General features: G+C 74.3%; 18 protein-coding genes and 2 pseudogenes. 14 read left to right on the top strand and 6 right to left on the bottom strand.

Going from position 1 to position 25236, the window contains the following annotated elements; genetic code table 11:
- Positions 1-507: 507 nt before the first annotated feature.
- Complete coding sequence (locus tag AC1WTP_RS24825; RefSeq protein ID WP_481651667.1) at positions 508-1824, bottom strand: serine hydrolase domain-containing protein; 1317 nt, start codon at positions 1822-1824, stop codon at positions 508-510.
- Between the two features lie 87 nt (positions 1825-1911).
- Here AC1WTP_RS24825 and AC1WTP_RS24820 point away from each other — a divergent pair, with 87 nt between their 5' ends.
- The 4 genes from AC1WTP_RS24820 (at position 1912) to AC1WTP_RS24805 (ending at position 7190) form a co-directional block, all read left to right on the top strand.
- The gene (locus AC1WTP_RS24820) at positions 1912-2385 is read left to right on the top strand and encodes an NfeD family protein (RefSeq protein ID WP_481651666.1); all 474 of its coding nucleotides are present in this window, start codon (positions 1912-1914) and stop codon (positions 2383-2385) included.
- 4 nt (positions 2386-2389) lie between these two features.
- Positions 2390-3496: an SPFH domain-containing protein gene (locus tag AC1WTP_RS24815; RefSeq protein WP_474582366.1), complete on the top strand. Its 1107-nt coding sequence runs from the start codon at positions 2390-2392 to the stop codon at positions 3494-3496.
- A 450-nt stretch (positions 3497-3946) separates the two neighbouring features.
- Entirely contained in the window at positions 3947-4759 is an 813-nt protein-coding gene (locus tag AC1WTP_RS24810) for a hypothetical protein (protein ID WP_481651665.1), read from the top strand.
- A gap of 220 nt (positions 4760-4979) precedes the next feature.
- Entirely contained in the window at positions 4980-7190 is a 2211-nt protein-coding gene (locus AC1WTP_RS24805; RefSeq protein ID WP_481651664.1) for a transglycosylase domain-containing protein, read from the top strand.
- Positions 7191-7292: 102 nt separating this feature from the next.
- Here the strand turns inward: AC1WTP_RS24805 and AC1WTP_RS24800 are convergent, their stop codons facing one another.
- The gene (locus AC1WTP_RS24800; RefSeq protein WP_481651663.1) at positions 7293-7901 is read right to left on the bottom strand and encodes a dTMP kinase; all 609 of its coding nucleotides are present in this window, start codon (positions 7899-7901) and stop codon (positions 7293-7295) included.
- Positions 7902-7968: 67 nt separating this feature from the next.
- Entirely contained in the window at positions 7969-9834 is a 1866-nt protein-coding gene (locus tag AC1WTP_RS24795) for a thiamine pyrophosphate-requiring protein (RefSeq protein WP_481651662.1), read from the bottom strand.
- A 129-nt stretch (positions 9835-9963) separates the two neighbouring features.
- Between AC1WTP_RS24795 and AC1WTP_RS24790 the strand changes: the two genes are divergently transcribed.
- The 4 genes and pseudogenes from AC1WTP_RS24790 to AC1WTP_RS24775 form a co-directional block, all read left to right on the top strand.
- A complete protein-coding gene (locus AC1WTP_RS24790; protein WP_481651661.1) occupies positions 9964-10773 on the top strand; it encodes a TrmH family RNA methyltransferase in 810 nt (269 codons plus the stop codon).
- Positions 10774-10810: 37 nt separating this feature from the next.
- On the top strand, positions 10811-11389 hold the full coding sequence (locus AC1WTP_RS24785) for a hypothetical protein (protein WP_481651660.1): 579 nt from the start codon (positions 10811-10813) through the stop codon (positions 11387-11389).
- Between the two features lie 69 nt (positions 11390-11458).
- A pseudogene (locus tag AC1WTP_RS24780) lies at positions 11459-12754 on the top strand (PucR family transcriptional regulator ligand-binding domain-containing protein); the annotation flags it as partial.
- Positions 12755-12838: 84 nt separating this feature from the next.
- A pseudogene (locus AC1WTP_RS24775) lies at positions 12839-13327 on the top strand (PucR family transcriptional regulator); the annotation flags it as partial.
- A gap of 121 nt (positions 13328-13448) precedes the next feature.
- Here AC1WTP_RS24775 and AC1WTP_RS24770 read toward each other — a convergent pair.
- The gene (locus tag AC1WTP_RS24770) at positions 13449-14798 is read right to left on the bottom strand and encodes a MurL-like N-terminal domain-containing (protein ID WP_481651659.1); all 1350 of its coding nucleotides are present in this window, start codon (positions 14796-14798) and stop codon (positions 13449-13451) included.
- Positions 14799-14885: 87 nt separating this feature from the next.
- On the opposite strand from AC1WTP_RS24770, the gene murD reads away from it, so the two are divergent.
- Positions 14886-16232, top strand: a complete 1347-nt coding sequence (murD, locus tag AC1WTP_RS24765) for a UDP-N-acetylmuramoyl-L-alanine--D-glutamate ligase (protein ID WP_481651658.1) — start codon at positions 14886-14888, stop codon at positions 16230-16232.
- A 75-nt stretch (positions 16233-16307) separates the two neighbouring features.
- Here the strand turns inward: murD and AC1WTP_RS24760 are convergent, their stop codons facing one another.
- Positions 16308-17360, bottom strand: coding sequence for a hypothetical protein (locus tag AC1WTP_RS24760; RefSeq protein WP_481651657.1), 1053 nt, complete (start codon positions 17358-17360; stop codon positions 16308-16310).
- A gap of 148 nt (positions 17361-17508) precedes the next feature.
- On the opposite strand from AC1WTP_RS24760, the gene AC1WTP_RS24755 reads away from it, so the two are divergent.
- The 4 genes from AC1WTP_RS24755 to AC1WTP_RS24740 all read left to right on the top strand — a co-directional run bounded on the left by AC1WTP_RS24755 (position 17509) and on the right by AC1WTP_RS24740 (position 22165).
- Positions 17509-18378 (top strand): hypothetical protein, encoded by an 870-nt coding sequence (locus AC1WTP_RS24755; protein ID WP_481651656.1) that lies wholly within the window; start codon positions 17509-17511, stop codon positions 18376-18378.
- Between the two features lie 6 nt (positions 18379-18384).
- The gene (locus tag AC1WTP_RS24750) at positions 18385-19236 is read left to right on the top strand and encodes a hypothetical protein (protein WP_481651655.1); all 852 of its coding nucleotides are present in this window, start codon (positions 18385-18387) and stop codon (positions 19234-19236) included.
- A gap of 113 nt (positions 19237-19349) precedes the next feature.
- Complete coding sequence (locus tag AC1WTP_RS24745; RefSeq protein ID WP_481651654.1) at positions 19350-20657, top strand: aspartate aminotransferase family protein; 1308 nt, start codon at positions 19350-19352, stop codon at positions 20655-20657.
- A 17-nt stretch (positions 20658-20674) separates the two neighbouring features.
- The gene (locus tag AC1WTP_RS24740; RefSeq protein ID WP_481651708.1) at positions 20675-22165 is read left to right on the top strand and encodes a CoA-acylating methylmalonate-semialdehyde dehydrogenase; all 1491 of its coding nucleotides are present in this window, start codon (positions 20675-20677) and stop codon (positions 22163-22165) included.
- On the opposite strand, the gene AC1WTP_RS24735 is transcribed toward AC1WTP_RS24740, so the two are convergent.
- On the bottom strand, positions 22137-23558 hold the full coding sequence (locus tag AC1WTP_RS24735) for an acyltransferase family protein (RefSeq protein ID WP_481651653.1): 1422 nt from the start codon (positions 23556-23558) through the stop codon (positions 22137-22139). The genes AC1WTP_RS24740 and AC1WTP_RS24735 overlap by 29 nt on opposite strands.
- A gap of 204 nt (positions 23559-23762) precedes the next feature.
- On the opposite strand from AC1WTP_RS24735, the gene ngcE reads away from it, so the two are divergent.
- Positions 23763-25178 carry an N-acetylglucosamine/diacetylchitobiose ABC transporter substrate-binding protein gene (gene ngcE / locus AC1WTP_RS24730; protein ID WP_481651652.1) on the top strand — a complete coding sequence of 472 codons (1416 nt, stop codon included), beginning with the start codon at positions 23763-23765 and terminating at the stop codon, positions 25176-25178.
- Positions 25179-25236: the final 58 nt, after the last annotated feature.

Raw genomic sequence — 25236 nt, 5'->3', positions numbered from 1 at the left:
GTGCCCGGCTCCGGCGGGTTGCGGTTGGGTCTCGGGGTCGCGCTGCCTGGTTCCGGCGGGTTGCGGGTTGGGCCGGGGGCCGCCGTGCCCGGCTCCGGGCGGTCAGGCTTGATCCCTCCGCCGGGCACGGCGGCCCCCGGCCCGTCGGGTGACCTGCGCGTCCGTCCGTCGCGGTCCGCGTCTCCAAGATCGTGGCGGGCTCGTCCCCTGCTCCGCCCCATCGGTGTGCGGGCGCGTCCGCCAGAGCGTTGGCCGTCCTGCCGCCGACCGGCCGGCCCCCGGTCCTATCCCGGCCCCCGGCCCCGGCACGCTTGACGGGGGCGTCCAAGGTCGTGCTCGATCCTGGATGTAGTGGCCTCCCTGTTCTTGCGAGGCCACTACATCCAGGTAGTTGTGCGATCTTGCCGGGCCGAGCCTGGCGGGACCGAGCCGGACGGGGCCGGGCCGAGCCGGGCGGGGCGGGGTCGGGCCGGGCGGGGCGGGCTGGCTGGTCGGGGGTCGGGGTGGTCAGGGTTCCTGGTCGGGGGTGCGGGTGAAGACGAAGGTGGCGATGTCGAGCGCCACCGGTCGGCCCGTCCCGTCGCGCAGCACCGACAGGATCTCGCCGTTCTCCGGGCCGGAGCGGCCGCGCCAGCGGTCCGCGCCCTCCCGGGCGAACCGGCTCACCCGCTCACCGCGTACGTGGGCCACCAGGTCGCCGGTGGCCGCGTCCCAGGTCAGGTCGAGGGTGACTCCCATCCACCACCAGCGGCCGGTCACCTCGGCGAGCTCGGCGGGCGGGGCGTCGGCGGTCGGTCGCCAGGGCCGCGCGAACGCCGGCTCGGCGTCCAGCACGGTGGTCAGCACGCGCTGCCCGAGCGCCCCGATCCCGCCGGTGCGGAAGCCGTACGAGTTGGCGAAGCCGACCACGGCGGTGCGCGACGGGCGGTGCACGGCCAGGGCGGCCACGTAACCGGGCATCGACCCGCCGTGCCCGACGTACACCCGGTCGCCCTCCCGGTAGAGCTCCAGGCCCAGGCCGTGCCCGCCGGTCCACGAGTCGAGGTCGCTGATCACCACCGGCGCGCACATCTCGGTCAGCGTCTCCGCCGCCAGCACGCGGGGGTCGGGGTCGGCCAGGAAGGCGGCCCACCGGGCTAGGTCCTCGACCGTGGACCAGAGCTGCCCGGCCGGGGCCATCGCCCCGGTGTCGGTACGCGGCTCCTCCCGCAGCGTGTCGTGCCACGGGTGCACCACGTAGCCCCGGGCGAACGGCTCGGTCGCCGCGTACGTGGTGCGGCGCATGCCCAGCGGCTCCAGGATCCGCTGCCGCAGCAGGTCGGCCCAGGGGATGCCGGTGATCCCTTCCAGCACCCCGCCGAGCAGCCCGTACGCCAGGTTCGAGTAGTGGTACCACCGGTGCGGCGGGTAGGTGATCTTGTCCGTGCCGACGCCGGGCAGCAGGGTGGCCAGGTCGACGCCCTCGGCGCGCTCCCACCACGGCCCGTCGGGCTCGCGCTGGAGGCCGCTGGCGTGCCCGAGCAACTGGCGCAGGGTGAGCGAGCCCACGGCGGTGCCGGGCAGGTGCTCGGCCAGCGGGTCGTCCAGCCGCAGCCGACCGGCGTCGCGTTCCTGCAGGACCAGCGTCGCGGTCATCGTCTTGCTGATCGAACCGATCCGGTACTGCAGGTCGGCGTCCGGGCGGGGGTGCTCACCCGCAGCGGCGAGGTGGGCCAGCGCGCCGTCCCGCACCACCCCGATCACCAGCGACGGCGTACGGCCGGCGGACTGCGCCGTGGTGACGAGTTCGTCGACCTTCCGGGCGGTCTCGGGCAGCAGCGACACGGTTGTCTCCTCGTCTCGTCGGTCGGTGCCGGCAGCTTACTGATCTTCGCGGTGGGCGCGCGTGCGTCGACGTGTCACGATCTAAGGGTGGACGCCGTGCTGTGGATCGTGCTGGGTGTGGTGCTGGCGGTCGCCGAGATCTTCACGACGACCCTGTTCCTGATCATGTTCGCGGCCGGTGCCTTCGCCGCGGCGGGCGCCGCCGCGCTCGGGGCTCCGGTCGGGGTGCAGGCGATCGTCTTCGCCGGGGTGTCGGCACTGACCGTGCTGGCCGTCCGGCCGACCCTGCGCCGGCACCAGCGCTCCGCGCTGACCAGCGGCGAGCAGCCGTTCGGCGTGGAGGCGATCGAGGGCAGCACCGCGCTGGTGCTGGAGCGGGTCGACGCCGACCGCGGCCTCGTCAAGATCGACGGCGAGCTGTGGAGCGCCCGGTCGTACGACGCCGGCCAGGTCTTCGACCCCGGTGAACGGGTGCAGGTGATCCAGGTCCGGGGCGTGACCGCCCTGGTCTGGCGGGACGAGGTTTCCACTTCCGGCGAGCTACCCGACGCGAAAAGGTGAGTACATGGAATTCGTGTTCCCGGTCCTGCTGATAGCCGTGGCGCTGATCGCGGTGGTCACCCTGGCCAAGGCGGTGCGGATCGTGCCGCAGCAGCGCCAGGACGTGGTGGAGCGACTGGGCAAGTACAAGCGCACGCTCAACCCCGGCCTCAACCTCCTGGTGCCGTTCATCGACGCGGTACGCACCAAGGTCGACATGCGGGAGCAGGTGGTCAGCTTCCCGCCGCAGCCGGTGATCACCTCCGACAACCTGGTGGTCTCGATCGACACCGTCCTCTACTTCAAGGTGGTCGACTCGGTCCGGGCCACGTACGAGATCTCGAACTTCCTCCAGGCCATCGAGCAGCTCACCGTCACCACGCTGCGTAACGTGATCGGCTCGCTCGACCTGGAGCGCGCGCTGACCAGCCGGGAGGAGATCAACCGGCACCTGTCGGGCGTTCTCGACGAGACCACCGGCCGGTGGGGCATCAAGGTCACCCGGGTGGAGATCAAGGCGATCGAGCCGCCGCCGAGCATCCGCGACTCGATGGAGAAGCAGATGCGCGCCGAGCGGGACCGCCGGGCGGCGATCCTGAACGCCGAGGGGCACAAGCAGTCGCAGATCCTCACCGCCGAGGGCGAGAAGCAGGCCGCGGTGCTGCGCGCCGACGGCGACCGGCAGGCCCGGATCCTCCAGGCCGAGGGCCAGGCGAAGGCGATCCGGACCGTCTTCGACGCCATCCACCAGGCCAACCCGAGCCAGAAGGTGCTCGCCTACCAGTACCTTCAGGCCCTGCCGCAGATCGCCAACGGCAGCGCCAACAAGGTCTGGATCGTGCCGGCCGAGCTGACCAAGGCCCTCGAAGGGATGGGCGGCGCGCTCGGCGGGCTGAGCCGGATGGTCGGCGACGAGCCGGCGCCGGAGGCCGCCGACGGGGCGAGCGAGGTCGAGCGCGAGGCGGCGGAGGCCGCGCAGGCCGCGGCCGCCGCCGCCCAGCAGATCCACGACGAGGTACGCGTCGCCGAGGCGCAGGCCTCCGGCGGCAAGCCGCAGGGGCTGCCGGCGCCCGAGCCGGTCTCCCCGGCGAGCCTGCTGAACGACCCCGCCGACCAGCGCGAACGCGGCTGAACCGGGCGCGCCCCGCCGCGGGCCGCCAGGAGGTTCCCGATCGGGGACTCGCCTGGCGGCCCGGCGGGGTGCGGCAACATGATCTCGGCGGCACGGCGGCACGGCGGCACGGCGGCACGGCGGCACGGCGGCACGGCGGCACGGCGGCACGGCGGCACGGCGGCACGGCGGCACGGCGGCACGGCGGCACGGCGGGGTCGTGACCCGGGGTGAGGCTTGTCCCGCCGGGCCGGATGGCCGGAGTGACCCGGCCCGGGTGGGGCCGACCCGCCGGCCCCGGTGGCGCCGGGCCGAGCGATGGCGGTTCTGCGGCCCCGGCAGCCGCGAATAACGCGAATCCCCCTCGCAGATGCCCCGATCGCTGCCACGATCGGGGCGAGGACGGGCGGCGGCCAGGCAACGGGACGCCCGGGGCGTCCCGCGCCGCTCGTCGGATGAGCGAGGTGACGCATGAAGGATCCGGCGAAGCGGGTGTGGTCCTCGGCCCCGATCCCCGGCGCGCACGACCCCGCCGGGCCGCTCGGGACGCGGCGTACCGGTGGGGGATTCGGGGTGTTGCCCTTCGTCGGTGAGCCGACCCCGGCCGGCCCCGCCACCAACGCCAGTTGGGCGTGGTCGGTGCGTCGCTTCGCCCGGGCGGCGGTCTGGTTGCTGCCCGCGTACGCCGTGCTGTACGGCCTGGTGTCGATGGTCAGTGACGGCGGGGTGGGCAACGACCCGTACCCGGCCGACGGTCAGCTGTTGTACCTGGTCGGCTGGGTGGCCGCGGTCTGGCTCGGGCTGCTCGCCCTGCTCGCGTTGACCGGGCTGCTGGCCGCGACCCGCAGCCGCCGGGTCGCCGCCACCGGGCTGCTGGTCAGCATCGCCGGCACCGTGCTCATGCTGCCCTTCGCCGGCCTCGCGGAGCAGACCCCGGTCTTCGGCACCACCGCCCGGACCCTGGTGCTCGTCGGAGCGACCTGTTACAGCCTGGGCTGGATCCTCACCGGCTGGTCGGTGGCCCGGTCCGGCATGTTCAGCATGGGCGACGGGGTGATGCTGATCATCGCCGCGCCGCTGCTCGGCCTCGGTGGCGCTCTGCTCGGCTCGTTGCAGACCTTCGGGGCGATCTTCGTGCTGATCGCCGGCATCGGCATCGGCTACCGCTCGGGCCGCCTGGTCCCGCGCGACATCGCCCGGGACGCCGCCAGCGCCAGCCTCGCCACCGCCGCCGCCCCGACCACCCCGAACGGACCCGCCGGCGGCCCCCTCTCCCCGGCCTGACCCACCCACCCCACCGTTCTCCCCTCCACCCGCCCTTTCGGTCCCGTTGATCACGAGGTCGGCGGCGGTGATGGAGATCGACTTCGCCGTCCACCTCATGATCAACGGGATGGGGGAGGGTCGGGCTGGGTGGGAGGGAGCTGGCAGGGGGCGGTGAGGTTGCTGACAAAGCGGGAGCAGGGCTGGTCGGTTGGTGGCATTCGCGGTAAATCTGGGGACCATGGCCCCGCCTCGCTCGCCGCTGTCGCGGCTGTTCACCGTGCTGCTCGCCGGCGTGCTCGCCGGGCTCGTGCTGGCGGTCGCCGCGCTGCCGGGCAACCTGCTGTTCGGGTTCGCCGCCAAGGCGGCGCTCGGGTCGTACGCCGCGTTGCCGGAGGCGCTGCGCACCCCGGTCACCCCGCAGCGTTCCTACCTCTACGCCAACGACGGCAAGACGCTGATCACCACGTTCTACGACGTGAACCGGAGCGACGTCCCGCTGTCGGAGATCGCCCCGGTGATGCGGCAGGCGATCGTGGCGGCCGAGGACCGGCGGTTCTACTCGCACGGCGGCGCCGACCTGCGCGGCCTGTTCCGCGCGCTGGTGGCGAACGTCAAGGGTGGCGGCACCGAGCAGGGCGGTTCGACGCTGACCATGCAGTACGTCCGTAACGTGCTCAAGACCGACCCGACCCGCACCGCCGAGGAGCGCGCCGCGGCCACCGAGCAGACCGTCGGGCGCAAGCTCCAGGAGATCCGGTACGCGGGCGCGCTGGAGCAGCGCCTCGGCAAGGACGAGATCCTCAACCGCTACCTGAACATCGCGTACTTCGGTTCCGGCGCGTACGGCGTCGCGGCGGCCAGCCAGCGCTACTTCGCCAAGTCCCCCGCCGACCTCACCCTCGCCGAGGCGGCCCTGCTCGTCGGCCTGGTCCAGTCGCCCGAGGCGTACAGCCCGATCGACGGCGACGCCGGGGCCGCGCTGGAGCGCCGTGCCTACGTGCTGGACTCGATGGTCGAGACCGGGGCGATCACCGCCGAGCAGGCGGCGCAGGCCAAGGCCGAGAAGCTGACCCTGCGCCCCACCGCGCAGCCGAACGGCTGCACCGCGGTCGCCCAGGGGCACGACGACTGGGGCTTCTTCTGCGACTACCTGCGGCAGTGGTGGCTGGCCCAGCCGGCGTTCGGCGCCACCGTGCAGGAGCGCGAGCAGGCACTGCGCCGTGGCGGCTACACCGTGGTGACCTCGCTGGACCCGCAGGTCCAGGCCACCGCGCAGCAGGAGGCCACCCGGATCTACGGGTACGACAACGAGCGGGCGGTGCCGATCGCCGCGGTCGAGCCGGGCACCGGCCGGGTGCTGGCGATGGCGGTCAACCGGCACTACAGCCTGGAACCGAACCCGGACGGGCAGACCAACCGCCCGAACACCGTCAACCCGCTGATCTCCGGCGGCGACAGCGTCGACGGCTACCAGGCCGGTTCGACGTTCAAGCTCTTCACGATGCTCGCCGCGCTGGAGGCCGGCAAGCCGCTCGCCACCGGCTTCGACGCGCCCAGCCGGCTGCCCACCCGGTACGCCGCGGAGGGCGAGGGCAGCTGCGACGGCCGGTGGTGCCCGGCCAACGCCAACCCGGAGTGGATGGACGGCTACCGGATGATGTGGGACGGCTTCGGCCGTTCGGTGAACACCTACTTCGTGTGGCTGGCCGAGCAGGTCGGGCCGGAGAAGGTGGTGCGGATGGCGCAGCGGCTGGGCATCACCTTCCGGGCCGACGCCGACGCCGAGTTCGCCCGCGAGCACGCCGAGGACTGGGGTTCGTTCACCCTGGGCGTGGCCGCCACCACCCCGCTCGACCTGGCCAACGCGTACGCCACCGTCGCGGCGGAGGGCACCTGGTGCACCCCGCTGCCGGTGGTCTCGGTGACCGCCCCGGACGGCGGGCGGGTGCCGGTCGGCGACCCCTCCTGCAAGCGGGTGCTCGACGCCGACGTGGCCCGGGCCGCCACCGACGCCGCGCGCTGCCCGGTCGGCCAGCAGTCGCCGTACGGGCAGTGCAACGGCGGTACGGCGACCTCGGTGAACCGGATCCTCGACGGTCGCCCGGTGGCCGGCAAGACCGGTAGCTCGGAGCGGAACGCCACCGAGACGTTCGTCGGCTTCACCCCGCAGGTCGCGGTCGCCGGCATCGCCGCCAACCCCGACGACCCGACCGACTCGGTGGGCTCGGCGGTGCAGGCGCGGGTGATCGACGCGGTCGCCCGGGTGATCGCCACCGCCGTCGACGGCCAGCCGGCGCAGGGCTTCGCCGCCCCCAGCCGGGAGTTGGTCGGCGACCCGCGGCGCCCGGTCGAGCGGCCGCCGGTCGTCCGGCCGCCGTCCGACGACCGGCGTCCCGCCGACGACGACCCGCTGGCCGACCTGCGCCGCTGGCTCAACCGCCGCGGCTGACCCCCGGCACCGCCCGCCCGGCGGGCTGATCCCGGACGTCCCGGAGGGTGTGGCACGGGCGCGCCGGGAGACCGCACGGTGCGCGCCGGTGCCGGACGGTGGTCAGCCGGTGCGGGCCAGGGCGGTCCGCACCACCTCGTCCAGAGCGGCGGCGACCTCGGCCGGCTCGCCGTCCGCGGCGACGACGGTGAAGGCGTCGAACTCCGGCAGCGCCCGGTAGCCCGCGTCCAGGGCGCGCAGGTGCGCCAGTTCCTCGGTGTCGATGCCGCGGGCCAGCACCCGCTGCCGGGCGCGCTCCGGGCAGACCGCGAGGAACACGACCAGGCCAGGCCGCGGAAAGATCGCGTACGCGGCCCGGGCCAGCCGCCCGACCCGGTCGCCGCGGGATCGCATGGCCACCCACTGGCACCACGACCAGCGGTCCATCACCGCCACCCGGCCGGTGAGCCGGGTCGCCAGCACCGACCGGGCGATGGCCAGCCACCGTACGGTCGCCTCCAGGGCCCGGTAGCCGGCGCGGCCGAACAGGTGCACCCCGTCACGGCGGCCGAGGGCTTGGCCGAGCCGGTTCCACAGCGGCCGCCCGCCGGCGTTCTCGAAGTAGCTGGCCGGGACCCCGCGGGCGGTGAGCCGGTCGGCCAACGCCCTCGCCTGGGTGGTCTTCCCGGCCCCGTCGATGCCGACCAGGGCGATGATCATCGGGCGGCGCATGACCGGCGGCTAGCCCGGCCGGGCAAGCGGCAGAAGAATCGCAGGCCCGGGCGGGCCGCCGCGCCGGTCAGCCCCGGCGGGGGCGGAAGGCGGCGACCGTGGCGGGCAGCCCGCGCCGGAGGATCCCGGCCCAGTCGGTGTCGCCGCGCAGCATCGCCGCCGCGGTCTTGCGTGCCTGCTCGGCGGTGAAGTGCGGTGGCAGCATCAGCTCGGCCGGGTCCACCAACGCGTTGATCACCACCGGCCGGTCGGCGGAGAGGACCCGCTCCCAGACGGCCGGCACCTGGTCGGGGGAGTCGACCAGTTCGCCGCCGAGCCCGAGCACCTCCGCCCACCGGTGGTAGCCGATGTCGGGCAGCTGCTGGCTGTCCGGGAACATCGGCGTCCCCTCGCTGGAGCGCTGCTCCCAGCTGACGAAGGCGAGGTCCCGGTTGTTCAGCACCAGCACCACGAAGCGCGGGTCGGACCAGCCGCGCCAGTACTTGGCCACGGTGATCAGCTCGTTGACCCCGTTCATCTGCATCGCGCCGTCGCCGATCAGGGCCACCAGCGGGCGGTCCGGGTGGGCGAACTTGGCCGACAGGGCGTACGGCATCGCGCCGCCCATGGAGAGCAGGGTGCCGGAGAGGCTGGCCAGCATGCCGGGGCGGACCTGGATGTGCCGGGCGTACCAGGCGGTGGTGGTGCCGCAGTCGACGGCGAGCATCACGTCGTCGGGGAGCCGGTCGCTGAGGGTGCTGAACAGCAACTGCGGGTTGACCGGGTCGGCGGACTGCCCGGCCAGGTCCCGCTGCGACTGCCGCCACGCCGAGGTGGCGGCGGCGATCGTCTCCCGCCAGCGGGTCGGAGCCGGCCCGGGGCCGAGTTCGCGCAGCAGCGCCCGCAGGGTGGGGCCGGCGTCGCCGGCCAGGTTCACCTCGGTCGGGTAGCGCAGCCCCAACTGGGTGCCGTCCCGGTCGATCTGCACCGCCCGGGCCCTGCCCGGCGGCGGATAGAACTCCGAGTACGGCATGTTGCTGCCCACGATCAACAGCCGGTCGCAGTCGCGCATCAGGTCCCAGCTCGGGCGCGTGCCGAGCAGACCGATCGCGCCGGTGACCCACGGCTCCCGGTGGTCGACCGCGGCGAACCCGAGCAGCGCGGTGGCCACACCCGCGCCCAGCCGGTGGGCCACCTCGCGTACCTCGTTCTCGGCGCCGAGCGCGCCCTGCCCGACCAGCATGGCCACCCGCTCGCCGCCGCCCAGCACCTCGGCGGCGCGACGCACCTCCGCCTCCGGCGGCACGGTCGGCCCGCTGCTCGGCACGCTGCTGGTGTGGTAGTAGCCGTGCGCGTACGGCGGTTCCGGGACGGCCGCCTCGTCCTGCACGTCCAGCGGGAGGACCAGGGCGGTCACCGTGCGGCGGGCCAGTGCCGTCCGGCAGGCCCGGTCGACCAGGTGGCGGACCTGTGCGGGGTGGTCGAGCTGGGCCAGGAACGCCGCCGCCACGTCCTTGTAGAGGGCGAGCAGGTCGACCTCCTGGTAGTAGCCGCCGCCCTCGGCGGTGAGCGCGGTGTGGCCGACCAGGGCGACCACCGGCTGGTGGTCCAGCTTGGCGTCGTAGAGGCCGTTGAGCGCGTGGATCGCGCCGGGACCGCTGGTCACCAGGACGCAGCCCAGCGGCCCGCCGCCGTACTTGACGTGCGCCGACGCGGCGAAGCCGGCGGTCTCCTCGTGGCGGACCTGGACGAACTGCGCCCGCTCGTCGGTGCGTTGCAGGGCGGAGGTCATGCCGTTGATGCCGTCGCCCGGGTAGCCGAAGTAGCGGCGCACGCCCCAGCAGGCCAGCCGTTGCACGATGTGGTCGGCGACGGTGGCCTCCCGGGGCAGCGGCCACGGCTCGGCCAGCACCCGCCCGTCGCCCCGCCACCCGTCACTGTGGTCTGCGCTCACCTGACTGGTCCTTCCGGTCGGCCGGCTGCTGCGCCGGCATTCCCCATCTTTACCGGACAAAACGGCGTCGGTTGGGCGTTCGCCGGACGGGTCCGCAGGCCCACCGGCCCGGTCCGGCAGAATCGGCGGGTGCCCGTCCACCAGATCACCGACCCCGACGACGACCGGATCGCCGACTACCGTGCGCTGACCGACGTCGAGCTGCGCACCCGCTGGGAGCCGCCGCACGGGCTGTTCATCGCCGAAGGGGAGCTGGTGCTGCGCCGGGCGCTGCGGGCCGGCTACCCGGCCCGGTCCTACCTGGTGGACGCGAAGCGGGTGGACCAGCTCGCCGACCTCGACACCGGGGACGCGCCGGTCTACGCCGCCAGCCCCGACGTGCTCCAGCGGGCCACCGGCTTCCACGTGCACCGCGGGGTGCTGGCGTCGTTCCGGCGCAAGCCGCTGCCGCCGGCGGCCGAGGTGCTGGCGACCGCCCGCCGCGCGGTGATCCTCGAAGACGTCAACAACCACACCAACCTGGGCGCGATCTTCCGGGCGGTGGCCGCGCTCGGGGTGGACGCCGTGCTGCTCTCGCCGTCCTGCGCCGACCCGCTCTACCGGCGCAGCGTCCGGGTCAGCATGGGCGAGGTGTTCGCCGTGCCGTACGCCCGGCTGGAGCCCTGGCCGGACGCGCTCGACCAGGTGCGCGCGGCCGGCTTCACCGTGCTGGCGATGACCCCCGCGCCGGACGCGGTGCCGATCCAGCGGCTCGACCCGGCCCAGCGGGCCCGCCCGGCGCTGCTGCTCGGCGCGGAGGGGGCGGGGCTCACCAGGGCCGCGATGGACGCCAGCGACGCCCGGGTGGTGATCCCCATGCGCCGCGGCGTCGACTCGCTCAACGTCGCCGCCGCGACCGCGGTGGCCTGTTGGGAGCTGGGCCGCGACGATCCGCTCTGACCCCCACGGCCGGCCGGCGGGCCGCTAGGGTCGCGGCGTGGATCGCGTGGTGGCCCGTCGCCGGGTGGTGTGGGCGGCCCACGCCGTCATGGTGGGCGGGGCGACGGTCCTGCTCTGGGCGTTCAGTGTGCCCGGCTTCTCGGTGCTGGTCGCGCTCACCGCCCTCCCCGTGCTCGCCGTGGCGGCGCTGCTCTGGACCGTCGGGGCGCAGATGTCGCACACCGCCGGCCGGACGTTGCCGTGGTGGCTGCTGGTGGCCCCGGTGATGGCGGTGGTCACCCTCGCCCTCCTGGTCACCCGGGCCCCGCTGCACCTCCGGTGGGAGCTGAGCCGCGGCGCCTTCGAGTCGGTCGTGGCCGACCTGCCGGAGCCCACCTCGGCGACCCGATTCGACCGGGTGGAGGTGCCGGCCCGGGTGGGCAGCTACCGGATCACCCGCGCCTACCTGGTGCCCGGCGGGGTGATCTTCTACGAGGAGAACGGGGCGTTCTTCGACGACGCCGGCTTCGCCTACCTGCCGGGCGGGCCGCGTCCGTCGCCGCACAACGGTTCGTTCGAGTCGCCCAGCTTCAGTCCGCTCGGCGACGGCTGGTACCGCTGGACGGCGAGCTGGTGAGCAGCTGACCGGACCCGCCCGAGGGGCGGGTGGTCGAGAATCCAGGTCACGGACGGTAGCGTGTCGGCCGTGTTCCCTACCGTCCGTGAGGTCCTCGCCCTGGACCCGGTCCGCCGTGGCGCCCCGCGCCTGGTCGCCGGGGACGCCGGGCTGGACCGTCCGGTGCGCTGGGTGCACGTGGCCGAGGTGCCGGACATCGCCACCCTGCTCGGCGGCGGCGAGCTGGTGCTGACCACCGGCATCGGGCTGCCCGCCGACGACGCCGGGCTGCGCGCCTTCATCGGCGACCTCGCCGACGTCGGGGTCTCCGGGCTGGTGGTCGAGCTGGGCCGCCGGTACGCCAGCGAGGTGCCCCGGGTGATGGCCGTCGCCGCCGAGCGCCGCGGCCTGCCCCTGGTCGAGCTGCGCCGGGACACCCCGTTCGTACGGATCACCGAGGCGGTGCACGCGCTGATCGTCGACGCCCAGCTCACCGAGCTGCGCGCCACCGAGGAGATCCACCAGCGCTTCACCGACCTCTCGGTCGAGGGCGCCGGCGCCGCCGAGGTGATCCGGCAGGCGGCCGAGCTGTCCGGCTGCCCGGTGGTGCTGGAGAACCTCTCCCGCCAGGTGCTCGCGTACGACCCGGCGGGGGAGAGCGCCGAGCTGCTGCTGGACGGCTGGGAGCAGCACTCCCGCCGGATCCGGCCGGCCGGGCGGACCGCGTACGACCGGGACAGCGGCTGGCTGGTCACCACGGTCGGCGCCCGCGGCCAGGACTGGGGCCGGCTGCTGCTGCGCTGGCCGGCCGGCGGCGAACTGGCCCGGCCCGGCCGCCCCGGGGCGGAGGCCGACCCGGGGGTGGCCCGGGACGGCGGCGCGCCGGTCGCGGACAATGGCCCGCCCACCCGGCTGACCATCCTGGTCGAGCGGGCCGCGTCCACCCTGGCGCTGGTCCGGCTGATCCGGCGCGACGCCGAGGGGTTGGAGCGGCAGATCCACCGCACCCTGCTCACCGCCCTGCTCGACCACTCCCGGCCGGTGGACGAGGTGGCGCTGCGCGCCCGGGCGCTCGGCGTGGTGCTGGAACGCCGGCACCTGGTCGGGGTGGTGGTCCGGTACCGCACCGACGACCCGGCCGGCGAGCACGCCCCGGCCGGCGACGCGGGTGAGCCGGGAGCCTTCGGCGAGCCCGCACCGGACGCCGGCCCGGCCCGGCTGCGGGACCTCGCCGAGGCGGTCGGGCTGGCGCTGCGCGAGGCGAAGCTGACCGCGCTGACCAGCGCGGTCGACGACCACGCCGTCGGCGCGCTGCTGGCCCTGCCCGACGCCGCCGCCGAGGAGCGGGCGCTGGCCGCGTTCGCCACCGCGCTGCGCCGGGTCCGTCCGGACGGCCGACACCTCGACGCCGTGCCCCGGCAGTTCGACGCCGTCGTGCCCCGCCAGCTCGACGGCGCCGGGCAGCTCGCCGGGTCGGCCCGGTCGGCCGTGGGCGGCCGGAGCGGGCTCGCCGGACTGATCGTCGCCGCCGGTTCCGGGGTGGGCAGCCTGCGCGAGGCGCGCCGGTCGCTCACCGAGGCCCGCCAGATCGCCGACGCCGCCCGGCGCGACCGGCGGGAACTGCCGATCTTCCGGCTGCCGCACGTCGGCCTCGCCGGCCTGCTGCACCTGCTGCGCGACGAGCCGCGCCTGCAGACCTTCGTCGAGCGCGAGCTGGGCGCCCTGCTGGCGTACGACGCGCAGCACCCGCGCGAGCAGCTGCTCGGCACCCTGCGCGCGTACCTGGACCAGGGCCGGAACAAGTCCGCGGCGGCCGCCGCGGCGCACCTGTCCCGGCCGGCGTTCTACGAGCGGCTGGCCCGGATCGGCCGGATCCTCGACGTCGACCTCGACTCGGTCGACGCCTGCCTCTCCCTCCACGTCGCCCTGCTCGCCCTCGACGCCGTCCGCACCCCCTGACGCGTCCCCGCGCCCGCGCCGGCCCGCGTTGATCATGAGGTTGGCGGTGCGGTTCGGGCATTTCGTCCCCGCCAACCTCATGATCAACCAGGACGGTCAAGGGGCGGTGGTGCGGGTGGGGTCAGGTGAGAGAGGTGAGGGTCTTGGCGTAGGTGGGGGGGATGTGGTGGGGGCCGCCGGGGGTGAAGACGTCGGAGGTGGCGGCGGCCGACCAGGCGGTGCCCGGGACGGCGTCGACGAGGGCGCGGACGACCGGGGCGTCCCGCCACTGGTCCTGCTCGGCGAGCAGGCTCAACGCCACCACCGACTCCTCGACCTCGCCGACGCACTCGAACGGCTTGTGCCCGTCCACGCCGAGCAGTTCCCGGTAGCCGGGGATCTGGGCGGGATCGGCCAGCAGGTCACCGCCGAAGATGTGGGTGATCCGCTCGCGGGACATGAACGGCGCCATGGCCAGGAAGACGAACCGGCACTTCGGGCAGTCCCGGCACCACCGCTCGCTCGGGTCGTGCAGCTTGAACGCGGCGTTGCAGCTGGTCACCACGTCGTCGTAGCGGTCGATCTCGGCGAAGAGCCGGGCGATGTGCAGCTCCGACAGCGAGCGCAGCAGCGAGAAGTACGGCTCGGCGAGCCCGGCGTGCTCGGTCAGCGCCGCCCGCACCAGCCCCTCCGCCTCGACCCCCTTGGACCACTGGTGGTTGATCTCGTGACCGTTCCAGACCAGGTTCGGGTCGGACGCGGAGCGCTCGTTGGACATCACCACCGGGCCGAGCCCGTGCAGCACCGCGGTGGCCACCGCGATCAGCGAGTTGATCGCGGTGACCGGGATGTGCCCGTTCAACGCGCCGGCGGCGTTCAGCTCGAACAGCCGCGGGTCGATCCGCCGGCGGGCGGCCAGCGGGGCGAGCCCGGAAGCCTCGTTCACCGAGACGATCACGTGGTTGGGGTTGACCGAGAACGGCACCGGGTCCAGGCCGGCCCGGCGCAGCGCCTCCAGGGTGACGATCGAGTCCTTGCCGCCGCCGACCGCGGAGAGCGGCCGCCGGTCGGAGTTGTCCAGCGGCGACGCCGGGTGCACCGAACCCGCCGGGATCTCCGGGGTGAGCCGCAGCACGTGCGGCAGCTTGTTGCGGTACGCGTACTCCGCCAGGCCCTTGGTGTAGAGGCCGGTGACCAGCGCCGCGGCGGCCGGGCCCAGCGGGGCCGGCGCCACCAGCCGGCCGGGCGCGGCGGCCTTGTAGTAGCTGACCCCGGCCGCCAGGTGCAGCAGCTCCAGCACCCGGCCCAGGGCGGCGACCGTGGCGTCCGAGGGCGGCTCCGCGGGCAGCGGGAAGGTGACCACCTCGGTGAAGCGCAACTCCGCGTCCGGGCCGGTCAGCGTGTAGTCGAACAGGGCCTCGCCGGTCGAGAGGTCGATCGAGTAGGACGGGAAGGTGAAGGCGTCCATCCGCCGGAGCTGTCCGTTGAGCACACGCCATACTAGGCCGTGGTTCACCCGCCCGCGCCCGGCTGCGCCAGACTCGGCCGCCGACCGACCACCGCCCGGAGGAGATCACCTGTGCGCCTGTCTGACCTGCGCGGACGTACCGTGGCCGTCTGGGGGACCGGTCGGGAGGGCCGGGCGGCGGTCACCGCGATCGCCGCGCACGGCCCGGCCGGCCTGGTCGCGGTCGACGACAGCGCCAACTTCCTCTCGCTGCCCTGGGACGGCCCGCTGGCCGAGGCGGCCCCGCTGGTCACCGGCGAGGAGGGCTTCGACCGGCTGGCCGCCGCCGACGTGGTGGTGCGGTCGCCCGGTGTGCCGCAGACCCACCCGTGGCTGGTCGAGCTGCGCCGCCGGGGGGTCACCGTCACCCAGGGCACCGCGCTCTGGATGGCCGACCACGCCGACCGCACCGTCGGGGTCACCGGCAGCAAGGGCAAGAGCACCACGTCCAGCCTGATCAGCCACCTGCTCGCCGCGGTGGACCGGCCGAACGTCTTCGGCGGCAACATCGGGGTGCCCACCCTGGACCTGCCGGAGGCCGAGCTGTACGTGCTGGAACTCTCCAGCTACCAGTGCAGCGACCTCACCGACTCACCCCGGGTGGCGGTGGTCACCGCCCTCTTCCCCGAGCACCTGGACGCGCACGGCGGCGAGGCCGAGTACTACCGGGACAAGCTGAACCTGATCGCGTACGGCCCGCGGACGGTCGTGGTCAACGGCGCCGACCCGCGGCTCGCCCTCGAACTGGGCGACCGCGCGGCGATCCGCGCCGGCCGGCCGGACACCGCCCACGTGGCCGCCGGGCCGGACGGCGCGCCCTGGTTCCACCTCGCCGACCAGCCGCTCTTCCCGCGCGCGGTGCTGCCGCTGGTGGGCCGGCACAACGAGAGCAACCTCTGCGTCGCGCTGGCCGTGCTGGACGCGCTCGGCGTCGACGTGGTCGCCCGCAAGGACACCCTCGCGGTGGCCGTCGCCGGCTTCCAGGGGTTGGCCCACCGGCTCACCGAGATCGCCGACCCGTCCGGGCTGACCTTCGTCGACGACACCCTCGCCACCAGCCCGTACGCCGCCATGCACGCGATCGACGCGTACGAGGGGCGGCCGTTGACGGTGATCGTCGGCGGCACCGACCGGGGGCTGGACTACGGCCCGCTGCGTGAGCACCTGGCGGAGCGCGAGCTCACCGTGATCGGCATCCCGGACAGCGGCCCGCGGATCGTCGAGGCGCTCGCCGGGCTGCCCAAGGTGCGTACCGAGGTGGTCGACGAACTGGTCGACGCGGTCCGGCTGGCCCGCGAGCTGACCCCGGCCGGCGGGGTGGTGCTGCTGTCGCCGGCCGCGCCCAGCTACGGCCGGTTCCGCAACTTCGAGCACCGCTCCGAGGTCTTCGCCCGGGCCGTCGCCGACACCGCCGGCTGACACCCGCGCCCACCGGGGCGCACCTCCGGGGCGAGACGGCAGCGGTCGCCGGCGAGCAGGGCCGGCGGGCGGCGGTCAGGGCGCCACGAGGGTGGCGTGCAGGGCGCGCATGGACCGGATCGCGGAGCGGATCTCCTGCAGGTAGCGGCCCGGACTCAGCGTCGGCTCGGGCAGGGTGGCCAGGTCGGGCAGGGCCGGGTCCACCCCGACGGTGTCGATGGCGCAGCCGTACGGCACGGCCAGGGTGCGCAGCGCGTCGCAGTGCTGGAACGGCACGTAGATCGGCGCGGTCACCATCAGCACCGCGTCGCCCGGGGCGAGCCGGACGTGTTCGGCCCAGAAGCGCTGGGTGTCGGCGGTGTGCGCGCGGCGCCGGTCGGGCTCGCTGGACGGGGCGGCCAACACCCGCACCGGTGGTGTCCCCACCGGCCGGTAGGTCCGGGACGACCACGAGTGGTGCGGGTGCCCGGCGTCCACGCCGTCCCGCTCGGCGGGTTCGGCCACGCCGAACGCCAGCCGGACCGCCGCGTCCAGCGCGGCCACCTCGGTGTCGCACCGGGCGACGCCGGCGGTGGCCAGCATGGCGTGCTCGGCGTCGGAGAGCGGCCGGAAACTGCCCAGCACCGCCACCTCGCCGGTGACCCGGGTGCCGGCGCGCAGCAGGTGCGCGGCGTACGCCACCCGGCGCAGGCAGGCGTGTGCCAACCCGCCCAGCACGACCAGGTGGACGTAGTCGGGCCGGGCCGGGGGCCGGGGCCGGACCAGGCCGAGCGCGCCCGCCGCGGCGAGCACCCGTCCCGCGGTCGCCGGGTCGAAGGCCGGTTCCCGCGCCTCCGGCCGCTCCCGGCCACCCCGGAAGTCCCAGTGCCGGGCGGAGAAGTCGTCCAGCCCGGCCAGCACCGCCGCGAGGTCGCCGCCGGGCCAGTCGCCGCCGAAGTCGGCCACCAACCCGCGCAGCGGGGCGGCGCCGATCCAGGCGGCGATGCCGGCGGCGATGGTGGCGGCGTCCGCGCCGGCCGCACCGCCGGGCAGCGGCAGCAGCGTGGCCGGCGGCCGATCGGCGGCGACCACCGTGGACGGTGGCGGGCCAGGAGCGCCCGGCGACGACGGGACGGGACGCTCGGGCACGCTCGGATGCTACCGGCCGGCGCACCGCCGTCCCGGCGACCCGGACGACCTCACCGGATCGGACCGAGGCGGGGGACGGGCGGCGTCCGGCCGGTGCCGTGGTGTGCGGGTCGTACCCTGGCGGCAGCCGGCACCCGGGAGGTCGTCGATGGCCGATCTGCTCCGCCGACCGCGCTCCGGCCGGCTCGGCACCGCCACCGGGTTCGCCCGATTGGTGGCGCACACCGATCCGGTCGCGCTGGTCGGCATCACGCTGTCGATCGCGCTCTCGGTCACCCTCGACCTGACCGGCGCGGCCACCGGGGTGGAGTCCCTGCTCGCCGGGCTGATGGGCATCACCATCTCGCTGCTGGTGGATTCGCTCGCCCGCGCCGAGCGCCGGTTCCACCTGCGGACGCTGCTGGCGGGCCCGCCGTGGCTGCTGCACGCCGTGCCGGAGGTGGTCACCGGCACCCGGGAGGCGGTGGAGCGCCACCCGGGCACCCGGGTGGCCGACGAGGCCCGCCGCTCGTTCGAGCGGTTCCGCGCCGAGACCGAGCAGCTGCGCCACGGCCGGATCGTCCGGCCCGGCCACGACTACCAGGACCTGCTCGGCGCCACCCGGGACTGCGTCCGGGAGCTGCAGGCGCTGACCAACGTGATGCCCCGGGCCAGCGGCGCACTCAGCTGGTGGCACAGCGACATCGGCCGGCACCACTGGGCGGTCAACGAGCGCGCGCTGGCCCGGGGCGTACGGATCACCCGGATCTTCGCCTATGCGACGATCTGCGACGAGCTGGAGGAGCTGCTGGAGACGCAGCGCAAGGCCGGCGTCCGGGTCGGCCTGCTTCCGGCCGGCGCGGTCGACCCGGCACTGCACGTCAACCTGGTGCGCTGGGACGCAAGCGCGTGCTGGACGGCGGGGATGAGCGCGCACGGCGAGATCAGCGAGAACCGCTACTCGGTGAACCCGGCCGACGTGGCCCGGGCCGGTGAGACCTTCCAGGCCTGCGCCAACCTCGCCACCTTCCTGGACTGACCGGCGGTGACCGCGTCCGGCGTGCTGCTGGTGACCGCCGTGGTCTGGGCGGTGAGCCTGCTCCGCTCGGTCCGGCTCCGGGCGTTCGTGTACAGCCTGCCGCTGCCCATGACGCTGGCGCTGCTGACCACCGGGTACCGGGTCGACGGGTCGCACCTGCTCGGCGTCGTCGGCCTGAACCTCTTCTTCGTCCTGGTCACCGTGGCACACCACCGGCTGCGCTGGCCGATCCTCCTCGCCGACCTGGCCGGCGTCGCCGGATACGTGGCACTCGGCGCCGCCCTGCTCACCGTCTCCGTGCCCTTCGCCCCGGCGCTGGCCGGCACGGTGCTGCTCTGGCTGCTCGCCGCGCTGCTGCTCCGCCGCCACCCGCCGTCCCCGCCGACGGGGACCGAGGGCCCGGGGCGGCACCCGGCGACCGGGGCACCCGCGGACAGGACGGACCCGGCCGGGGACGGGTCGGGCCGGCGGCTGCCGGCGCTGGCGAAGCTGGCGCTGATCCTCGGCGGGGCGGTGCTGACCGGGCTGCTCGGGCAGCTGCTGCGCGGGCTGGTGGTCACCTTCCCGTACGCCGGGGTGCTGGTCGCCGTCGAGGTCCGGCGGGACCTGCCCACCTTCTGCCGGCACTTCGCGCGCAACAGCCTGGCGCTGGTCGGCTTCCTCACCGGCCACCACCTGTGCCAGGACGTCTCGGCCGGGGCCGGGCTCGCGGCCGGCTGGGCCGGCTTCGCGCTCACCGCCGCCGTCCTGCACCTGCCGCTACCCCGCCACGGAAAGCGCCGGTCAATCTCCGCCGTGGCTACCGGAAACGTGCCCCGATTCCGCAGCGGCCACGAAAAGCGTGGCGTCGAAGCTTGACGATCTGTCAGGCCGAAGCGGTCCGCGCGCTACAGGCTGGCACTTGTCCGCCGGGGCCCGGTGGTGAAAGCGTGCGGTATCCGCGTACCGCCGCTGAAGGGTGACAGGCCACCATGACCTCCGACGACCTGCTGGCCCGGCACCGGGCCGTGCTTCCGTCCTGGATGCCGCTCTACTACACCGAGCCGATCGAGCTGGTCTCCGGTTCCGGCCGGCGGGTCACCGACGCCCAGGGCCGCAGCTACCTGGACTTCTTCGGGGGCGTGCTGACCAACATGATCGGCTACGACATCCCGGAGATCCGCGAGGCGGTCGAGCGGCAGCTGCGTACCGGCATCGTGCACAGCTCCACGCTCTACCTGATCCGGCAGCAGGTCGAGCTGGCCGAGAAGATCGCCCGGCTCTCCGGGATCCCCGACGCCCGGGTCTTCTTCACCAACTCCGGCACCGAGGCGAACGAGGCGGCCCTGTTGGTGGCCACCAACCACCGCCGCTCGCACCAGATCCTCGCGGTGCGCAACAGCTACCACGGCCGGTCGTACGCGGCGATGGGCGTCACCGGCAACCGCGGCTGGTCGGCCAGCCCGCTCAACCCGCTCCAGGTGGCCTGGCTGCACTCCGGCGAGCGGCTGCGTGGCCTGCTGGCCCGGCTGAGCGAGTCCGAGCGGATCGACGCGGCGGTGGAGGACCTCCGGGAGGTGCTCGCCACCCAGACCGCCGGCGACGTGGCGGCGTTGATCGCCGAGCCGATCCAGGGCGTCGGCGGCTTCGTGCACCCGCCGGACGGCCTCTTCGCCGCCTGGAAGAAGGTGCTCGACGAGACCGGCATCCTCTTCATCGCCGACGAGGTGCAGACCGGTTGGGGGCGCACCGGCGAGCACTTCTGGGGCTACCAGGCGCACGGCGTCACCCCGGATCTGATCACCTTCGCCAAGGGCATCGGCAACGGCTTCGCCCTCGCCGGCGTGGTCGGCCGGGCCGACGTGCTGGAGTCGGTCCCGGCGATCAGCTTCTCCACCTTCGGCGGCAACCCGGTCTCCACCGCCGCCGGCAACGCGGTGCTCGACTACCTGCTCGACCACGACCTGCAGGCCAACGCCGCGCGCACCGGCGCGATCCTCGCCGACGGCCTGCGCGCCGCGGTGGGCGACCTGGACCGCGTCGCCGAGGTACGCGGCAAGGGGCTGATGCTCGGCGTCGAGTTCGTCCGGCCGGGCACCGCGGAGCCGGACCCGGCGTTGACCACCCGGGTCTTCGAGGCGTGCCGGGCCGGCGGGCTGCTCGCCGGCAAGGGCGGCCTCTACGGCAACGTGCTGCGGATGGGCCCGCCCCTCACGCTGACCGAGGACGAGGCGCGCGAGGGGCTGGCCATCCTGGTCGATGCCATCCGCTCCAGCGCGGCGGCGGAGGTGGCGGCGTGAGTACCGCGGACAACGGCCTGACCACCATCGGCCACTTCGTCGACGGCAAGCGGTTCAGTGGCACGTCGAACCGGCGCGGCGACGTCTTCGACCCGGCCACCGGCCGGCGTACCGCCGAGGTGGAGCTGGCGAGCGCGGCGGACGTGGCGGTCGCGGTGCAGGCCGCCGAGCGCGCGGCCCGGGCCTGGCGCGACGCCTCGCTGGCGAAGCGGACGGCGGTGCTCTTCGCCTTCCGCGAGCTGGTGCACGCCCGGCGGGACCGGCTGGCCGCGGTGATCACCGCCGAGCACGGCAAGGTGCTCGCGGACGCCGCCGGCGAGGTGCAGCGCGGCCTCGAGGTGATCGAGTACGCCTGCGGCATCCCCTCGGCGCTGCGCGGCGGGTTCAGCGAGAACGTCTCCACCGAGGTCGACTCGTACAGCCTGCGGCAGCCGCTCGGCGTGGTCGCGGTGATCTCGCCGTTCAACTTCCCGGTGATGGTGCCGCTGTGGTTCGTGCCGGTGGCGGTGGCCTGCGGCAACGCGGTGGTGCTCAAGCCGAGCGAGAAGGACCCGAGCGCGGCCCTGCTGCTCGCCGAGTGGTTCGCCGAGGCCGGCCTGCCCGACGGGGTGCTGAACGTGGTGAACGGCGACAAGGAGGCGGTCGACGCGTTGCTGGACCACCCGGGTGTGCGGGCGGTCTCCTTCGTCGGCTCCACCCCGATCGCCCGGTACGTCTACCAGCGCGGCACCGCGGCCGGCAAGCGGGTGCAGGCGCTCGGCGGGGCGAAGAACCACATGGTGGTGCTCCCGGACGCCGACCTGGACCTGGCCGCCGACGCGGCGGTGAACGCCGGGTTCGGCTCGGCGGGGGAGCGGTGCATGGCCATCTCGGCGCTGGTCGCGGTGGAGCCGGTCGCCGACGAGTTGGTCGCCCGGATCGCCGAGCGGATGGCCGGGCTGCGCACCGGCGACGGCCGGCGCGGCTGCGACATGGGTCCGCTGGTGACCGAGGCGCACGCGGCGAAGGTCCGCTCGTACGTCGAGGCCGGGGTGGCCGCCGGCGCGGTGCCGGTGGTGGACGGCCGCGACGTCGAGCCGGACGGCGACCCGGCCGGCTTCTGGCTCGGCCCGACGCTCTTCGACCGGGTCACCCCGGAGATGTCCGTCTACACCGACGAGATCTTCGGCCCGGTGCTCAGCGTGGTCCGGGTCGGCTCGTACGACGAGGCGGTCGACCTGGTCAACGCCAGCCCGTACGGCAACGGCACGGCGATCTTCACCAACGACGGCGGCGCGGCCCGGCGCTACCAGCACGAGGTGGAGGTCGGCATGGTCGGCATCAACGTGCCTATCCCGGTGCCGATGGCCTACTACTCCTTCGGCGGCTGGCGCTCGTCGCTCTTCGGCGACCTGCACGCGCACGGCGAGGACGGGGTGCGCTTCTTCACCCGGGGCAAGGTGGTCACCAGCCGCTGGCTGGACCCCCGGCACGGCGGGGTCAACCTCGGTTTCCCCACCCAGACCTGAGCAGCCGCAGGACGCCCGCCCCGGCCAGGTACGCCACCAGGGCGGCGACGGGCATCCCCAGCGGCGCCGGAGCCTCCTTCGGCGCGGTGCTGTTGGCCACCAGCCCGTAGACCACGGCGGCGAAACCGGCGGCGGTGAGCACGGTGCGGACGGCCGCCCGCCGCCGGTCTGCCCGCCCGGGGCGCGTCGCGTCGGGGCCGGTTGGTGCCCGCGCCGCGGCGGGCCGGCGGGTGCGGGCCTCGATCGGACCGAAGACGGCGATCAGCACGGCCAGCACCACGGTCAGCATCAGCACCCACGGCAGCCGCCAGGCCAGCCAGGCCGCCGAGCCGGGCGGCGGCGTCGGCAGGACGCCCGCCGCGTCCAGTGCGCCGACGAGCAGGATCACCGCACTCAGGTGCCAGAGGAAGACGGTGAGCACGACCGCGTTCACCGCGATCACCGCCTGCCACGGGCGGGAGCGGTGCAGCCACCGTTCCGCCGGGCCGCGCAGCAGGAGGATCAGGCCCAGCTGGCCGGCGGTCACGGCGAGCAGCGCCACGCTCGGCGGCGCGGCGTTGTCCAGCGGCTCGCCCGGTATGTTGATCATGCTGACCGGGTAGGGCCCGGGCCAGGTCAGCAGCACGGCGACGGCGAGCCCGCCGAGCAGCATCGCCGCGCCGGCCCGGCGGGACATGGGCAGCCGGCGGGACCGGATGCCGCCGGGGCCGGTGGCGCCGTTCCGGTCCGTCGCGGTGCCGGCCCGGGCGTCGTGCCAGGCGAAACCGAGCTGGTGGACGGCCAACCAGCCGAACAGGTAGTTGGGCAGGGCGAGCTCGGCCGGGCCCAGCGCCCGTCCCAGGTCACCGGCGGCGACCAGGGCGGCCAGCGCCACCGGGACGGCCAGCCCGAACCGCCGGTGCAGCGCGTACGTCACCGGGGTGAGCGGCACCACCACGAGGTACGCGGCGAGGAACCAGAGCGGGATGGTGGCGAACCAGACGACGGTGCGGATCAGCGGCGCCTCGGCCCCGAGGAGCCGGGCGGTGAGCGCGCCGGCGGCGAGCACCACCAGCAGCGCGGTGGTCGGCCGCAGCAGCCGGGCGCTGCGGCCCAGCAGCCAGCCGGTGGCGTCGCCGCCCCGGCGCCCGTGCGCCGTCAGCGAGGCGGCGTTGGCGAACCCCCCGACGATGAAGAACACCGGCATCACCTGGACCACCCAGGTCAGCGGGTACGCCCAGGGCAGCTCGGGCAACGCCGACCGCCCGGTCGGGTCGCCGTCCGGGTCGTAGGTGATCGCGGCGACCGCCCAGTGACCGAGAACGACCAGCACGATCGCGAGCGCCCGGAGCAGATCGACGTACCGCTCCCGGCCAGCGGGCGTCCGCGCGGCGAGTTCGCGCAGTCGGCGCATGATCCGAGGCTATGCCACCTTCCGGTGGCCGGTGCTGATAACGGTTCGGTCGTCGGGTCTTGAAGTCCAGGCCCGGCTGCCGTAGAAATTCTTCAGCAACATTATGTGAATTGAAGACAAGCAACGATTCCCCCTGTGCCTCGAACGGCGGGACGCCACCCCCAGACGACCGGCGACCGCCAGGACCCGATCCGAGGAGAGACCATGAACAGGCGTGACATCCTGCGGCGTACCGCCGCTGCCGGCCTGCTGGCCACCCCCGCCGCCGGCCTGCTGGCCGGCTGCGCCACCGGCGGTGGCGACGACAAGGACGACTCCGGCACCTACAAGGGCACCAAGAGCGAGCAGAACCCGCTCGGGGTGAAGGAGGACGCGCCGCTCGAGGTGGTGATCTTCAACGGCGGCTTCGGCGAGGAGTACGCCAAGGCCCACGAGGCCATGTACACCGAGAAGTACCCGAAGGCGAAGATCAACCACTCGGCGACGCAGGAGATCAACAAGACCCTCCAGCCGCGCTTCGTCGACGGCACCCCGCCGGACGTGGTGAACAACTCCGGCGCCGGCCAGATCGACTTCAACGGTCTGGTGTCCCAGAACGCCATCGCCGACCTCGGCGAACTGCTCGCCGCGCCGAGCCTCGACATCCCCGGCAAGACGGTCAAGGACACGCTGCTGCCCGGCGCGGTCGAGGTCGGTTCGTACGACGGCAAGTTCCTGGTGCTCAACTACACCTACACCGCCTACGGCATCTGGCACTCCACCAAGCTGTTCACCGAGCGCAACTGGGAGTACGCCAAGACCTGGGACGACCACATCGCGCTCTGCAAGCAGATCAAGGCGGCCGGCATCGCCCCGTGGACGTACGCCGGCAAGCACCCCCGCTACATGAGCTGGCCGCTGATCGCCACGGCCATCAAGTTCGGCGGGCCGTCCGTCGCCACCGCGATCGACAACCTCGAACCGAACGCGTGGAAGTCCGACGCGATGAAGGCCGCCGCCGACGCGTGGCACCAGATCGTCAAGGACAAGTACATCATGGACGGCTCGCCGGGCCTGGACCACGTGCAGTCGCAGACCGCGTGGTGCCAGGGCAAGGCCGCCTTCATCTCCTGCGGCTCCTGGCTGGAGAGCGAGCAGAAGAAGGTGACCCCCGAGGGCTTCAACATGACGATCCAGCCGACGCCGAGCCTGGGCAGCGGCGACAAGCTGCCGTTCGAGGCGATTCGCGGTACCGCCGGCGAGCCGTTCATGGTGCCGGCCAAGGCCAAGAACCTGGCCGGCGGCCTGGAGTACTTCCGGGTCATGCTATCGAAGAAGGGTGCCCAGGACTTCACCAAGAAGGTCTCCAGCCTGACCGTGGTGGCCGGGTCGACCGAGGGCGTCGAGCTGCCGTTCGGTCTCAGCAGCGTGACCAAGGCGCTGGACGCCTCCGGCAGCAACGGCTTCAACTGGGTCTACAACAACTACTACCGGAAGCTGGAGCGCGAGCTCGTCGACGCGGCGTGCGGCGAGTTCTTCAGCGGCCGGATCGGCCCGGCCGAGTTCCTCGAGCAGTGCCAGAAGGGCGCCGACTCGATCGCCCAGGACAGCTCGATCAAGAAGTACAAGCGGGCCGCGTGACATCCGGCCGGTGGGGACGGGCGAGACCCGTCCCCACCGGTCCACCGCTTCCGGGAGT

It is taken from the genome of Micromonospora sp. R311, assembly GCF_056780015.1.
This window is presented reverse-complemented; position numbering and strand designations above follow the sequence as displayed.

What these genes read in the sequence shown, in the direction of transcription:
- AC1WTP_RS24815 (WP_474582366.1), top strand. Translation starts at nt 2,390, where the DNA reads ATGGAATTCGTGTTCCCGGTCCTGCTGATAGCCGTGGCGCTGATCGCG.
- AC1WTP_RS24810 (WP_481651665.1), top strand. Translation starts at nt 3,947, where the DNA reads ATGAAGGATCCGGCGAAGCGGGTGTGGTCCTCGGCCCCGATCCCCGGC.
- AC1WTP_RS24805 (WP_481651664.1), top strand. Translation starts at nt 4,980, where the DNA reads ATGGCCCCGCCTCGCTCGCCGCTGTCGCGGCTGTTCACCGTGCTGCTC.
- AC1WTP_RS24800 (WP_481651663.1), bottom strand. Translation starts at nt 7,901, where the DNA reads ATGCGCCGCCCGATGATCATCGCCCTGGTCGGCATCGACGGGGCCGGG.
- AC1WTP_RS24755 (WP_481651656.1), top strand. Translation starts at nt 17,509, where the DNA reads ATGGCCGATCTGCTCCGCCGACCGCGCTCCGGCCGGCTCGGCACCGCC.
- AC1WTP_RS24745 (WP_481651654.1), top strand. Translation starts at nt 19,350, where the DNA reads ATGACCTCCGACGACCTGCTGGCCCGGCACCGGGCCGTGCTTCCGTCC.
- AC1WTP_RS24735 (WP_481651653.1), bottom strand. Translation starts at nt 23,558, where the DNA reads ATGCGCCGACTGCGCGAACTCGCCGCGCGGACGCCCGCTGGCCGGGAG.
- ngcE (WP_481651652.1), top strand. Translation starts at nt 23,763, where the DNA reads ATGAACAGGCGTGACATCCTGCGGCGTACCGCCGCTGCCGGCCTGCTG.